Origin of the sequence: Streptomyces cylindrosporus, from assembly GCF_022698165.1 — a bacterium.
GTDB lineage: Bacteria > Actinomycetota > Actinomycetes > Streptomycetales > Streptomycetaceae > Streptomyces > Streptomyces cylindrosporus.
On the sequence record NZ_JALDAY010000011.1, the window covers coordinates 336,475 to 351,184 of the forward strand.

A 14,710-nucleotide genomic window follows, 5' to 3' on the forward strand; every position below is an offset into this window, starting at 1 on the left:
GCCTCACCTCGCCTTCTGGATACGTTTATCGATCGACGGTCGATGAGATAAGGGGAGATGACACATGGCAACGGTGAAGCCAGCGGCCTATACCCCCGACGACAACGGTATGGACGACCGGGTGCCGTTCCTGGCCCGGTTGGAAGCCGTTGACCGGACAGCACTGTTAGGGCTCGGCCGGCCCCTCGTGTTCCCTACCCGGACGGTACTCATCCACCAGCACGAGCCCTCCTCCCACGTTCTCTTCCTCGTACGCGGCTGGACCAAGATCACCGCATCGGCCGCCAACGGTTACGAAGCTCTGCTCGCGCTGCGTGGTCCCGGTGACATCATCGGCGAGTCGGCGGCTCTTACCGGCCGCCCCCGTTCAGCGACGGTGACCACGCTTGAACCGGTCCAGGCGGTGGCCCTGGAGCGCAGAAGCTTCCGAGCCTTTCTCAAGGACTCTCCGGCCGCCGCCCTCGTCCTTCTCGGTCTCACCGCAGACCGCAACAGAGCTGCAGACCGCCGCCGACTCGAGTTTGCCTCCATGAGTGTGCGTGAGCGTCTTGCAATCCTCCTCCTCGAACTGACCCGCACGCACGGCCGCCACACCTTGGAGGGCATCGAACTGGCCGTCTCCCTAAGCAAGCAGGAGTTGGCGGGCGGAGTGGGCGCCTCTCGCGAGATGGTTCAGCGGCTGCTGCGGGAATGGCGGAACAAGGGTGTGCTGGTCACAGGACGGAGAACTCTGCTGATCCTGCGGCCGGACGTCCTACGGCAGATCACCGCCGATGGGGAAGCCGCCTGCTTCGATGCGGTGTCGCCATCGCGGGAGTTACCACTCCCATGACGCGGCGCTGGCCGACGAGCAGGGAAAGTTCTGTGCACATGTTCACACTCCGGATGCGTCATCCGCCCTTATGGCCGCACGCGTGGGCTCGCCACTATGCAGGCCTGCACGGCGCATTCCGAGAGGCGACCCATGACCGACCCCGTGAGCCGCACCATTCTGTTGCTGGACATCGAGAGATTCAGCGACCGCGACGATGTGGAGCAGACATACTTGCGCCGCATGCTCTACGACGTCACCGACCGCACCTTGACCAGCGCGGGCATTGATGAGACCTGGCGGCGCAGAGCGGACCGTGGCGACTCGGTCATGGAGCTCATCGACGCCAATGCCTCGGTCACCGGGTTGCTTCGAGCGCTGCTCCACGAGGTGCCCATACAACTGCGCGCAGTCAACCGCATGGCTTCCAAAGCGGCCCAGATGCGGCTGCGAGTGGTGCTCGCCAACGGGTACGTGTCGATCGACGAGCACTCCGGCTGGGTGGGATCCGACCTGAATCACGCGTGCAGACTGCTCGACGCCGACGTGCTTCGCTCGGCGCTGCGCGAGCGGGCCGGCGACTTCGCCCTGTGCGTTTCCCAGAGCCTGTACTCCGGGGTCGTGCGTCACGACCATCCCGGCGTTCCGGCGGCCGACTTCCACGCTGTCACGGTGCCCAGCAAGAACGGCACGCTCAAGGCCTGGTTGCATGGCCCTGTACCGGAAAGTGGACCCGCTCCTCCCGCGACCACCAACGTGGGAGATGGCCCGCAGAGCGGCACGCCTTCCATGACCGCCACGTCCGCGCAGGGCTGGGCAAGTCCGGCGTCGGGTCTTTGGGCGGGGTCACCGGTTCCTGGCCCCTGCTTCAGCGACGTCAAACGAAGTGACGAGGCATGAACACGCGACAGCTGCACTCCCTGGGCCTCGCGGCGCCAAACACCTCGGCCCGGCCGCACGACTTCCCCCCAGACCCGAATCAGTCGCCGATCGAGGACGGCGGCCCGCACGAATACGGAGGCACGCGCCCGGAACACGAGCGTTCCCAGAGCCCGCAGCGCGCACGACGTGAGTTGGTCGACCACAGCCCCAGGACCATCGACCTCGCTGCAGTGGCGGACATCTCCTTCGGGCGGTCCCCGGTCGCTGAGCCGACCGAGCGACCGCAAACAGTTCCTCGCGAAGCACTCGACCAGTTGGCCGCGTGTTTCACCGCCGCCGAAGCCGTCATGGATCGGATGCTCGCGAATCTGCGTCAGGAGCGTGTCCTCGTACTGGCCGGAATGCCCGATACCGGCAAATCCTCAGCCGCTCTGATGCTGCTTCACCGGCTCGGGGTCGCTACCGTCCGCTGTCTCGCCCCCGACACCGTGCCCGGTGCGCTCGCGGAACAATTACCCCGGGCCGAGACCCTCGCGGCACGGCCCACGGGATACATCCTGTCGGACCTGACCGCGCCAACGGGGCTGCCCTTGCGGGAGATTCACCTGGCGACCGCCCGCGACCGTCTGCGAGACCAGGACGCCTATTTGGTGATCACGGTCACTCCCACCGCCGTACTGGACGGTGTCCCAACGGTGGAATGGCAGCCACCACCGGCAGGGGAGGTCCTCGCTTCTCACCTACGGGCGACGACGGGCGAGGAGACTGCCTCCGAGCTCTTGGCGCTCCCCTGCGTCAATGACTTTCTGGCCCAGAGTCGCAGCATGAGCGAGGTGGCTGCCTTTGCTCAGCTCCTCGGCCGGCACCTCGGCCAAGAGGTACCGGAGGAAGCGGTCCGTCGCCTCTCGCCGACCGCGCTCGAAGACCAAGTTCAGTCATGGTTCACTGCCGAGAACACCTCGTACTCCCTGGGCGACCGAGCCTTCTTGATCGCGCTTGCCGTTTTCGACGGTGGGCCCCTCGCGGTCGCCGCAGAACTCGGCGACTCGCTCCTCCGTCTTCTTCAGAACACGGAGGATCCCACCTGTACCAAGGGGATGCCGGTGTTCGGCTCCCACATCGGCGAGCGTCTGGCACGTGTTCGTGCCAGGGAATACGACGGGTACGAACACACCGCATGGGGGCCAGTGCGCCAGCGTATGGCCGCCTTTGAAGACGAGCGGACGCCCTCGGCCCTTCTACACGAAGTCTGGACAGGACATCCCTCGTCCCGTCCCGCCCTGGTCCACTGGCTCTATCGGCTCGCCGCGGACGGCCGTCCACTTGTGCGCACACGCGCCGCAGCCACAGTCGCGATGATCTCCCGGGCCGATCTGCCCTCGGCGATGGCGCTGATGATCGAGCCCTGGGCCACCTCCGGGTCCGCCCGGCATCGACTCGCCGCAGTGGGAAGCCTGGCCTTCGCTCACTTCGTTGGCACGCCGCACGTCTGGCGGATCATCGACACCTGGCGGGTCTGCGACGACCCCCGGCTGCGCTGGTCGGCCGTGCGCCTCCAAGGGCTGCTGGGCCCCATGAGGCCGGAGCGGGCACTCGCCGGCCTCCGGGACGCTCTCCGCTCGTACACCGCTGTCGACCCGAGTGCTCCGGAGACCGAGGCGACGCACGCCCTCGCGGAATCCGTCGAACTGCTCCTGACGTCACCCGCCGCCGACCGGATTCTGAGCGATCTGCGTCGCACTCTGAACAACGACCAACCTGCCCGCAGCATCACGCTGACCGGTTTCTTGCGCGCCTGTCGGCATACCGAGGACGAAGATCCGCACGGTGCTCCTCTGGTCCTGGCCTGGTTCGCCCGGGCCTTGGCCGAGGACAGTGAGGCCGCGCAGGGCATCCCGGCACTGTGGCGGGCCGCTCTCGCCGACAGCCGGGTCTCGCAGGAGGCCCTCGAGGTCCTGCGCGACTGGGTGCTGATCGCCGACCGGTCGGCCTCCTCTGAACGGGCGCTCACCGAGCTGCTGCCTACCCTGATCAGCACGGAATCCGACGCCCGCAGGCTGAGCCATTTGTTGCGCACGATACCTGCGGAGGGAGGCGCTCGCCCGCCTGTGACAGCGCAACGCTTGCTGACCGCCCTTCACTTCAGATGAACGATGCCAAGCGATCGACGGACGGCCTGCCCCCGAGCCACTTTGGTACCTCTCCAAGGAGACACGCCATGCCCAGCTTCCGCCATCCGCCCGAATGGCAGCCGCCGGCGGACCGGCCCCCTCTGCTTTTCGACCCCGTTATCGTCGTACGGCAACTGTCCCGCTTCGACTTCTCGGTGAAGCGCCTGGCACCCATCGACCGCGCCCTGGTCTTCGCCACTCCTAAGGGCGGCTACGAATCGTATCTGCCGCCCCGACGTCCCACGCGCGCGGAGATCGCGGCGAACAGGTACACAGCCGTGTACGAAGTGGACATGGGCGTGCATCCGCTCTCGGCAGAACTTGCGCTGCCCAGCGACAATGACGCGTTCGAGTTCACGGCCTCGGTCGACCTGTCCTGGCAGGTCCTCGACCCGGCCCGGTTCGTGGCGAGCGGACACCGGGACGTCCCTGTGCTGGTTCTGGGGGAGTTGCAGCAGGCTGCGCGGCCGGTGACCCGACGCTTCGCCATCACCGACAGCGCGAGCGCCGAGCACGAGCTGCTACAGGCAGTCACCGCGCTGGGACCGCTCGGCAAGTCTGCGGGACTGCAAGTGACCTGGACACTGCGGCTGCGGCGCGACCAAGAGAACATCGACCACGAACGTCGACTCCGGGCCATCGACCACTCCGTCGCCGAGCAGATCCGGGCGGCCGAGCGGGGCAGGGAAATCGACGTCGAGGTGGACCGCCGGGATCGGCAGCAGGACCGGCTGCAGATCGAGCGGGCCGCGCGGTACGGGCAGCAGCAGCAGGAGCTGGTACTCCAGCAGCAGCGCCAGCAGCACGAGCAGGCGATGCTCGCGAGCCGGGGCCAGCACGAACTCGCCCTGCAACAGGGGCAGCAGATGCTGGAGTTGCAGCGCATCGAAGCCGAGAAGATCAACTTCTACCAGTGGCACCTGTCCCAGGGCGGCGTGGAGGCCTGGGCCTTGCACCTTGCCCAGCACCCGGAGGACTCCCGGCTGGTCATGCAGAGCATGCGCGAGGATCAACTCCGCATGATCCAGGCCCAGATGGACCTGGTCACACAGCTGCTGAGCGGCGACAAGACCGAAGACTACGAGATGGAGACGCCCAAGAGGCTGGCCCTCAAGACGGTCAGCGACATCCTCAACCAACGCCTGCCCGGCGTGCCGCAGCTCTTTCCAGGGTCCCCACCCCCACCGCCCAGTCCTGACCAAGTGAGCGAATCGTGGCAACCGCCGCCGGGGTACGAGACGCCGTCAGTCGAGCCTCCGCCCGACGACCGAGAAGGCGGTGCCGCGTGACGGCGCCTGAGCCGGCCAGCCCGACCGCTTGCGCCGACTCCGGGCGCACCGCAGAACGGCTCCTGGCAGACGTACGCACGGAAATTTCCCGCGCAGACAACAAAGCGTCCGTGTTGGTCGCCACGCTCGGAATGACGGCCGGGCTGTTCAGCGCTCTGCTGGCCGGGGGCCACTGGAGCCCAGCGGTGCTCTCCTCCCCGGCCGCTGGCCTGTGGTGGACAGGAGCTTGGGCACTGGTCATATCCCTGCTCTGCCTCCTTCTCGCGGTGGTTCCGCGCTACCGTGTCGGCACCTGGGCACCAGGGCAACCTCTGTCGTACTTCGGCGACGTCCAGCAGGCCGCCCGCCTGGGTCGACTAGCGGATGCAATCGCCGACACCGAACGCAATCCGTCGACGGGACTGACCGTGGCACTCGCCGCGAACAGTCGTATCGCGGCACAGAAGCACCAGTGGATCCGCGCCGGACTGATCGCGTTCAGTGTCGGCATCGTGCTGGTCCCGGCCGCGCTGCTCCTCGGCTGACGCCCGCCCCGAAGGAACGCCGTCATGACCCAGCTTCCGTACCCGCTGCCCGAGCCACCCCCGCCCGGGTATCCGACTGAGTCGACCGCGTTCCCCTCCGCCTCTCCGCTCCCGGCTGCCGAGGCCCCACCACCGCCTGGTGCACCGGAATACCCGATTACGGCCGAGACACCGCGGGCGCCCGCTCCCCCTGTCGAGACTCGGTACCCAATCTCCTCCAGCGGCATCCGGCAACGCCGCCTGCATATATCCGCGAAACAGCGCCGGATTGATGTCGCGACCGTCGGAAACCTGCTCCTCCACTTACCGAACTTTCTGTGCAGCCTCTGCGTGGTGTTGGTGCTGTCCTACCTCTTCGGCGCATTGTGGCCAGTCGCTGTGGGCGCCTGGCTGCTGAGCGGCGCACTTGTGTTTCACCGACCCACGGAAAGCGCCATCGCACGCCATGCATTCCGCCTGCGCTACCCCACGGCGCAGGAACGCGCCAGACTCGAACCGGTTTGGCGAGAAGTGACGAGCCTGGCGGGCATCGACGGCCGCACATACGAGCTGTGGCTACAGGACAGCGATCGCTTCAACGCGATCGGCGCCGCAGGCCACATCGTCGGTATCACCACTTTCGCGCTGGACCGCCTCACGCTCCCGGAACTCGCCGCGGTGATGGCACACGAACTGGGCCACCACATCGACGGCCACGCCTGGTCGTCACTGCTCGGCTTCTGGTACGCACTGCCCGGCCGAATCGCCTGGCGAGTACTTGTCAGTCCCGTGGTCGCGCTGTCCAGAACATCTCCGGTCGTCTTCCGCGTGTTCGTGGTCCTTGCTGTGCTGATTCTGGGCGGACTGGTACTGACGACGGTCCGGTTCCTCTACGGAGCACCGCTGCTGATGCCTGCCATGCCGTACGCGATCGCGGCCGTTGGGCGTCGCGCCGAGCTGAACGCCGACCGCCAGGCAGCGGCGCTCGGTTTCGCTCCGACGCTGGCATCCGTGCTCGGCAGACTTCATCAACAAGAATGTGCCGAACACACTGAATCGGTAATGCGAAACGGGGGCGCGCAGGCGGGCCAGCGGCCTGTCCACAAGCTGCTCTCCTCGCACCCCGACTACTACACCCGCCTGCACCACCTGCAGCCCTACCTCCAGCAGCCGCCGCGCTGACGGGCAGCGCCCGCGCACGCCGAAGGGCGGCCACCCCCGAGGGGTGACCGCCCTTCAACTCAATCTGCCCGCTTACTGGTTGTACGGACCGTAGTCGTAGTCCTCCAGCGGCACGGCCTGGCCGGAGCCCGTGCCGAACGGCGAGTAGTCGATGTCGTCGTAGCCGACGGCCGAGTACATCGCGGCCTTGGCCTCCTCGGTCGGCTCGACCCGGATGTTGCGGTAGCGGGACAGGCCCGTACCGGCCGGGATGAGCTTACCGATGATGACGTTCTCCTTGAGGCCGATGAGCGAGTCGGACTTGGCGTTGATCGCCGCGTCCGTGAGGACTCGCGTCGTCTCCTGGAAGGACGCCGCCGACAGCCAGGACTCCGTGGCCAGCGAGGCCTTGGTGATACCCATGAGCTGCGGACGACCGGAGGCCGGGTGACCGCCCTCCTGCACCACACGACGGTTCTCGGTCTCGAACTTCGAGCGCTCGACCAGCTCACCGGGCAGCAGCTCGGCATCGCCGGACTCGATGATCGTCACACGGCGCAGCATCTGCCGGATGATGATCTCGATGTGCTTGTCGTGGATCGACACACCCTGCGAGTTGTAGACCTTCTGGACCTCGCCGACCAGGTGGACCTGGACGGCACGCTGGCCCAGGATGCGCAGCACGTCGTGCGGGTTGGTGGCACCCACGGTGAGCTTCTGGCCCACCTCGACGTGCTCGCCCTCGCTGACCAGAAGACGGGCGCGCTTCGAGATCGGGTACGCCGTCTCGTCGCTGCCGTCGTCCGGCGTGATGACGATCTTCTTGGTCTTCTCGGTCTCCTCGATCCGCACGCGGCCGGAGGCCTCGGAGATCGGGGCGACACCCTTCGGGGTACGGGCCTCGAAGAGCTCGACGACACGCGGCAGACCCTGGGTGATGTCGTCACCGGCCACACCACCGGTGTGGAAGGTACGCATCGTCAGCTGGGTACCGGGCTCACCGATGGACTGGGCGGCGATGATGCCGACCGCCTCACCGATGTCGACCAGCTTGCCGGTGGCCAGCGAGCGGCCGTAGCACATGGCGCAGGTGCCGACCTGGGACTCGCAGGTCAGGATCGAGCGGGTCTTGACCTCCTCGACACCGTGGTGCACCAGCTGGTCGATCAGGACATCGCCGAGGTCGACGTTGGCCGGCGCGATCACCTTGCCGTCAATGACGACGTCCTCGGCGAGCATGCGGGCGTAGACGCTGGTCTCGACGTCGTCCGCCTTGCGCAGCACCCCGTCGGCGCCGCGGTTGGCGATCCGCAGCTTCAGACCGCGCTCGGTGCCGCAGTCCTCCTCGCGGATGATGACGTCCTGCGAGACGTCCACCAGACGACGGGTCAGGTAACCCGAGTCGGCGGTACGCAGGGCGGTGTCGGCCAGACCCTTACGGGCACCGTGGGTGGAGATGAAGTACTCCAGCACGGACAGGCCCTCACGGAAGGACGCCTTGATCGGACGCGGGATCGTCTCGTTCTTGGCGTTCGACACCAGACCACGCATACCGGCGATCTGCCGCATCTGCATCATGTTTCCTCGGGCACCCGAGTCAACCATCATGAAGATGGGGTTCGTCTTGGGGAAGTTCTCGTTCATCGCCTCGGCGACCTCGTTGGTCGCCTTGGTCCAGATCGCGATGAGCTCCTGAGTGCGCTCTTCCTTGGTGATCAGACCGCGCTCGTACTGCTTCTGGACCTTCTCGTCCTGCGCCTCGTAGCCCTTGACGATCTCCTTCTTCGCCTCGGGAACGACGACGTCGGAGATGGCCACGGTGACGCCGGAGCGGGTCGCCCAGTAGAAGCCCGCCGCCTTCAGGTTGTCGAGCGTCGCCGCCACGATGACCTTGGGGTAGCGCTCGGCCAGGTCGTTGACGATCTCGGAGAGCTGCTTCTTGCCCACCGAGTAGTCGACGAACGGGTAGTCCTCGGGCAGCAGCTCGTTGAAGAGCGCGCGGCCCAGGGTGGTGCGCAGCCGGAAGGTGTCACCGGTCTGGTACTCCGGCTCGCCCTCCTCGACGGCCGGCGGGGTCCAGCCGCGCGGCGGGATGGTGCCCACCGGGAAGCGGATGTCGATCGCCGACTGCAGCGCGAGCTCACCGGCGTCGAACGCCATGATCGCCTCGGCCGTGGAGCCGAAGGACCGGCCCTCGCCCTTGGTGTCACGCAGTTCGCCGTCGGTGGTGAGGAAGAACAGACCGAGGACCATGTCCTGGGTCGGCATCGTCACCGGACGGCCGTCGGCGGGCTTGAGGATGTTGTTCGAGGACAGCATCAGGATGCGGGCCTCGGCCTGCGCCTCCGCGGACAGCGGCAGGTGCACGGCCATCTGGTCACCGTCGAAGTCCGCGTTGAACGCGGTGCACACGAGCGGGTGGATCTGGATGGCCTTGCCCTCGACCAGCTGCGGCTCGAAGGCCTGGATGCCGAGGCGGTGCAGGGTGGGTGCACGGTTCAGCAGCACCGGGTGCTCGGCGATGACCTCTTCGAGGACGTCGTACACGACGGTGCGGCCGCGCTCCACCATGCGCTTGGCGCTCTTGATGTTCTGCGCGTGGTTGAGGTCCACGAGCCGCTTCATCACGAACGGCTTGAAGAGCTCCAGCGCCATGGCCTTGGGCAGACCGCACTGGTGCAGCTTCAGCTGCGGGCCGACGACGATGACGGAACGCGCCGAGTAGTCGACTCGCTTGCCGAGCAGGTTCTGACGGAAGCGGCCCTGCTTGCCCTTCAGCATGTCGCTGAGGGACTTCAGCGGGCGGTTGCCGGGACCGGTGACCGGACGGCCGCGACGGCCGTTGTCGAACAGCGCGTCCACGGCCTCCTGAAGCATGCGCTTCTCGTTGTTCACGATGATCTCGGGCGCACCGAGGTCGAGAAGGCGCTTCAGGCGGTTGTTGCGGTTGATCACACGGCGGTACAGGTCGTTCAGGTCGGAGGTCGCGAAGCGGCCACCGTCCAGCTGCACCATCGGGCGGAGGTCCGGCGGGATGACCGGCACGCAGTCCAGCACCATGCCCTTGGGGCTGTTGCTGGTCTGCAGGAACGCGGAGACGACCTTCAGGCGCTTCAGCGCACGGGTCTTCTTCTGGCCCTTGCCGGTACGGATGATCTCGCGGAGCTTCTCGGCCTCCTCCTCCAGGTCGAAGGACTCCAGGCGCTTCTGCAGCGCCGCGGCACCCATCGAACCGTCGAAGTACGTGCCGAAGCGGTCACGCAGCTCGCGGTAGAGCAGCTCGTCACCCTCGAGGTCCTGGACCTTGAGGTTCTTGAACCGGGTCCACACCTCGTCGAGGCGGTCGATCTCGCGCTGCGCACGGTCGCGCAGCTGCTTCATCTCGCGCTCGGCACCCTCGCGCACCTTGCGGCGCACGTCGGCCTTGGCACCCTCGGCCTCCAGCTCGGCCAGGTCGGACTCGAGCTTCTTGGCGCGGGCCTCCAGGTCGGCGTCCCGGCGGTTCTCGACCTGCTGGCGCTCCACGGAGACGTGCGCCTCCAGGGAGGGCAGGTCGCGGGTACGGCGCTCCTCGTCGACGTACGTGATCATGTACGCCGCGAAGTAGATGACCTTCTCCAGGTCCTTCGGGGCGAGGTCGAGCAGGTAGCCGAGGCGCGACGGAACGCCCTTGAAGTACCAGATGTGCGTGACGGGGGCGGCGAGCTCGATGTGGCCCATCCGCTCGCGGCGCACCTTGGCGCGGGTCACCTCGACGCCGCAGCGCTCACAGATGATGCCCTTGAAGCGGACGCGCTTGTACTTGCCGCAGTAGCACTCCCAGTCCCGGGTCGGACCGAAGATCTTCTCGCAGAAGAGTCCGTCCTTCTCGGGCTTGAGGGTGCGGTAGTTGATGGTCTCGGGCTTCTTGACCTCGCCGTGGCTCCACTGACGGATGTCGTCCGCGGTGGCCAGGCCGATCCGGAGCTCGTCGAAGAAGTTGACGTCGAGCACTATGCGTCAATCCCTCTCAGGGTTGTAAGTCTTTGGTCTGATACGGGGGTCCAGGGGCCGGCCGGAGGGTCCTCACCAGGTCCTCCGGCCGGACTCCCGTCAGACCTCTTCGACGCTGCTCGGCTCGCGCCGGGACAGGTCGATGCCGAGCTCCTCCGCCGCGCGGAAGACGTCCTCGTCGGTGTCACGCATCTCGATGGACATACCGTCGCTGGACAGCACCTCCACGTTCAGGCAGAGAGACTGCATCTCCTTGATGAGCACCTTGAAGGACTCGGGGATGCCGGGCTCGGGGATGTTCTCGCCCTTGACGATGGCCTCGTAGACCTTCACGCGGCCGGTGACGTCGTCGGACTTGATGGTCAGCAGCTCCTGGAGGGCGTAGGCGGCGCCGTAAGCCTCCAGCGCCCACACCTCCATCTCGCCGAACCGCTGGCCACCGAACTGGGCCTTACCACCCAGCGGCTGCTGGGTGATCATCGAGTACGGGCCGGTCGAGCGGGCGTGCAGCTTGTCGTCGACCAGGTGGTGCAGCTTCAGGATGTACATGTAGCCGACCGAGATCGGGTCCGGGAACGGCTCACCGCTGCGGCCGTCGAACAGCCGCGCCTTACCGGTCGGGAGCACCATGCGCTCGCCGTCCCGGTTCGGGATGGTGTGCTGCAGCAGACCCGCCAGCTCGTCCTCGCGGGCACCGTCGAAGACCGGGGTCGCGACGTTGGTGCCGGGGGCGACGGAGTCGGCGCCGATCGCCTGGAGGCGCTGCGCCCACTCCTCCGCGAGGCCGGAGACGTCCCAGCCGCGGCTGGCGAGCCAGCCGAGGTGGATCTCCAGGACCTGTCCCGGGTTCATTCGGGACGGGACACCCAGCGGGTTGAGGATGATGTCGACCGGGGTGCCGTCCTCCAGGAACGGCATGTCCTCGATCGGCAGGATCTTGGAGATGACGCCCTTGTTGCCGTGGCGGCCGGCGAGCTTGTCACCGTCGGTGATCTTGCGCTTCTGCGCGACGTAGACGCGCACCAGCTGGTTCACACCGGGGGGAAGCTCGTCGCCCTCCTCGCGGTCGAAGACGCGGACGCCGATGACCTTGCCGGTCTCGCCGTGCGGCACCTTCAGCGAGGTGTCACGGACCTCACGGGCCTTCTCACCGAAGATCGCGCGCAGCAGGCGCTCCTCGGGGGTCAGCTCGGTCTCACCCTTCGGGGTCACCTTGCCGACGAGGATGTCACCGGCGATGACCTCGGCACCGATGCGGATGATGCCCCGCTCGTCGAGGTCGGCGAGGACCTCCTCGGAGACGTTCGGGATGTCCCGGGTGATCTCCTCGGGGCCGAGCTTGGTGTCACGGGCGTCGACCTCGTGCTCCTCGATGTGGATCGAGGAGAGGACGTCGTCCTGCACGAGGCGCTGCGACAGGATGATCGCGTCCTCGTAGTTGTGACCCTCCCACGGCATGAACGCCACGAGCAGGTTCTTGCCGAGGGCCATCTCGCCGTTCTGGGTGGCCGGGCCGTCGGCGAGGACCTGGCCCTCGACGATCCGGTCGCCCTCGTTGACGATGACCTTCTGGTTGACCGAGGTGCCCTGGTTGGAGCGGGCGAACTTGGCCAGGCGGTACGTGATGTACGTGCCGTCGTCGTTGGCGGTGGTGATGTAGTCCGCGGAGACCTCCTGGACGACACCCGCCTTCTCGGCCTTGACCACGTCGCCGGCGTCGACGGCGGAGCGGTACTCCATGCCGGTGCCGACGAGCGGGGACTCGCTCTTGATCAGGGGCACGGCCTGACGCATCATGTTCGCGCCCATGAGGGCACGGTTGGCGTCGTCGTGCTCGAGGAACGGGATCATGGCGGTCGCGACCGACACCATCTGGCGCGGCGAGACGTCCATGTAGTCCACGTCGTCACCGGGGACGTAGTCGACCTCGCCGCCACGGCGGCGGACCAGGACGCGGTTCTCGGTGAAGCGCATGCCGTCGTCGAGCGTGGCGTTGGCCTGCGCGATGACGAATCGGTCCTCTTCGTCGGCCGTGAGGTAGTCGACCTCGTCGGTGACGACACCGTCGACGACCTTGCGGTACGGCGTCTCCACGAAGCCGAACGCGTTGACGCGGCCGTAGGAGGCGAGCGAGCCGATCAGACCGATGTTCGGGCCTTCGGGCGTCTCGATCGGGCACATGCGGCCGTAGTGGGACGGGTGCACGTCACGGACCTCGAAGCCGGCCCGCTCACGGGAGAGACCACCCGGGCCAAGAGCCGACAGACGGCGCTTGTGGGTGAGACCCGACAGCGGGTTGTTCTGGTCCATGAACTGCGACAGCTGGCTGGTGCCGAAGAACTCCTTGATGGAGGCGACGACCGGCCGGATGTTGATCAGGGTCTGCGGCGTGATCGCCTCGACGTCCTGGGTCGTCATGCGCTCGCGCACGACGCGCTCCATACGAGCCAGACCCGTGCGGACCTGGTTCTGGATGAGCTCGCCGACGCTGCGCAGACGACGGTTGCCGAAGTGGTCGATGTCGTCGGTCTCGACGACGATCGACGTGCCGTTGTCCCCGACCGTCTCGGTCTCGCCCGCGTGCAGCTTCACCAGGTACTTGATCGTCGAGATGATGTCCTCGACGGTCAGCACACCGGCGTCCAGCGGGGCGTCCGCGGCCAGCTTCTTGTTGACCTTGTAGCGGCCGACCTTGGCGAGGTCGTAGCGCTTCGGGTTGAAGTACAGGTTCTCGAGCAGCGTCTGCGCGGCCTCGCGGGTCGGGGGCTCGCCCGGACGCAGCTTGCGGTAGATGTCGAGCAGTGCGTCGTCCTGGCCCTGGGTGTGGTCCTTCTCCAGGGTGGCGCGCATCGACTCGTACTCGCCGAACTCCTCCAGGATCTGCTCGGTCGTCCAGCCGAGAGCCTTGAGCAGCACGGTGACCGACTGCTTGCGCTTGCGGTCGATGCGGACACCGACCATGTCGCGCTTGTCGATCTCCATCTCCAGCCAGGCACCCCGGGACGGGATGATCTTGGCGGAGAAGATGTCCTTGTCGGACGTCTTGTCGATGGAGGAGTCGAAGTAGACGCCGGGCGAGCGGACCAGCTGCGACACGACGACACGCTCGGTGCCGTTGATGACGAAGGTGCCCTTGTTGGTCATGAGCGGGAAGTCGCCCATGAAGACCGTCTGGGACTTGATCTCGCCGGTCTCGTTGTTGGTGAACTCGGCCGTCACGAAGAGCGGGGCGGCGTACGTGAAGTCGCGCTCCTTGCACTCGTCGATGCTGTTCTTCGGAGGCTCGAAACGGTGGTCGCGGAACGTCAGCGACATCGACCCGGAGAAGTCCTCGATCGGGGAGATCTCCTCGAAGATCTCCTCCAGACCGGACTTGGTGGGGACGTCCTGACCGGACTCCAGAGCCTCCTCGACCCGACTCTGCCAAGCGGTGTTGCCGAGCAGCCAGTCAAAGCTCTCGGTCTGCAGCGCGAGCAGGTTGGGAACCTCGAGAGGCTCCTTGATCTTTGCAAAGGAGATGCGCAGCGGGGCAGTGCTGGCGCCGTTGTTCATATTCGCGTTCGAGGCAGTGCGCGAGGCGGCCAAGAGGGGGTCCTTCCGAGGGCTCGGACTCACTACGCGCTCCCCGGCCCCTCACCACCGCACAACGACGAAAGTCCCAGGTCGGAGACGATCTAGTCGACAGTGCTGAGGCGAGGGCAGACCCCTGGTGACGGGCAGGGGACAGCTAACAGGCAGCGCAAAGGGTCAGTGTAGCCACTTGGCGCACTGATGTCCAGCCCCGATTTTCTGTGACCCTCGTTGTCCTCAACGCCCTTGGCATGCCTGCCCATTCAACGCACGTTGATACTGCCCTCTTCGTCGCCGATCCATGCCTCGGATTCGGACCGTTCTGGCGAC

At 66.7% G+C, this 14,710-nt stretch carries 8 protein-coding genes; 6 read left to right on the forward strand and 2 right to left on the reverse strand.

The genetic code is table 11. From position 1 onward, the window contains the following. Positions 1–64 precede the first annotated feature (64 nt). The 6 genes from MQP27_RS34515 (at position 65) to MQP27_RS34540 (ending at position 6,838) form a co-directional block, all read left to right on the forward strand. The gene (locus MQP27_RS34515) at positions 65–832 is read left to right on the forward strand and encodes a Crp/Fnr family transcriptional regulator (RefSeq protein ID WP_242772536.1); all 768 of its coding nucleotides are present in this window, start codon (positions 65–67) and stop codon (positions 830–832) included. A 132-nt stretch (positions 833–964) separates the two neighbouring features. Continuing rightward, a complete protein-coding gene (locus MQP27_RS34520; protein WP_242772538.1) occupies positions 965–1,711 on the forward strand; it encodes a hypothetical protein in 747 nt (248 codons plus the stop codon). Then, complete coding sequence (locus MQP27_RS34525; protein ID WP_242772540.1) at positions 1,708–3,843, forward strand: hypothetical protein; 2,136 nt, start codon at positions 1,708–1,710, stop codon at positions 3,841–3,843. Before MQP27_RS34520 ends, MQP27_RS34525 begins: the two co-directional genes overlap by 4 nt. A 68-nt stretch (positions 3,844–3,911) precedes the next feature. After that, a complete protein-coding gene (locus MQP27_RS34530) occupies positions 3,912–5,153 on the forward strand; it encodes a hypothetical protein (protein ID WP_242772542.1) in 1,242 nt (413 codons plus the stop codon). 110 nt (positions 5,154–5,263) lie between these two features. Beyond that, entirely contained in the window at positions 5,264–5,677 is a 414-nt protein-coding gene (locus tag MQP27_RS34535; protein WP_308290041.1) for a Pycsar system effector family protein, read from the forward strand. Positions 5,678–6,010: 333 nt separating this feature from the next. Continuing rightward, the gene (locus MQP27_RS34540) at positions 6,011–6,838 is read left to right on the forward strand and encodes a M48 family metalloprotease (RefSeq protein ID WP_242772547.1); all 828 of its coding nucleotides are present in this window, start codon (positions 6,011–6,013) and stop codon (positions 6,836–6,838) included. 72 nt (positions 6,839–6,910) lie between these two features. Here the strand turns inward: MQP27_RS34540 and MQP27_RS34545 are convergent, their stop codons facing one another. Next, on the reverse strand, positions 6,911–10,810 hold the full coding sequence (locus tag MQP27_RS34545; RefSeq protein WP_242772550.1) for a DNA-directed RNA polymerase subunit beta': 3,900 nt from the start codon (positions 10,808–10,810) through the stop codon (positions 6,911–6,913). Between the two features lie 99 nt (positions 10,811–10,909). Then, complete coding sequence (gene rpoB, locus MQP27_RS34550; protein WP_242772552.1) at positions 10,910–14,395, reverse strand: DNA-directed RNA polymerase subunit beta; 3,486 nt, start codon at positions 14,393–14,395, stop codon at positions 10,910–10,912. Positions 14,396–14,710: the final 315 nt, after the last annotated feature.

Excerpts from the sequence above, each read along its gene's own strand:
- MQP27_RS34515 (WP_242772536.1), top strand. The coding sequence starts at position 65 with ATGGCAACGGTGAAGCCAGCGGCCTATACCCCCGACGACAACGGTATG.
- MQP27_RS34520 (WP_242772538.1), top strand. The coding sequence starts at position 965 with ATGACCGACCCCGTGAGCCGCACCATTCTGTTGCTGGACATCGAGAGA.
- MQP27_RS34525 (WP_242772540.1), top strand. The coding sequence starts at position 1,708 with ATGAACACGCGACAGCTGCACTCCCTGGGCCTCGCGGCGCCAAACACC.
- MQP27_RS34530 (WP_242772542.1), top strand. The coding sequence starts at position 3,912 with ATGCCCAGCTTCCGCCATCCGCCCGAATGGCAGCCGCCGGCGGACCGG.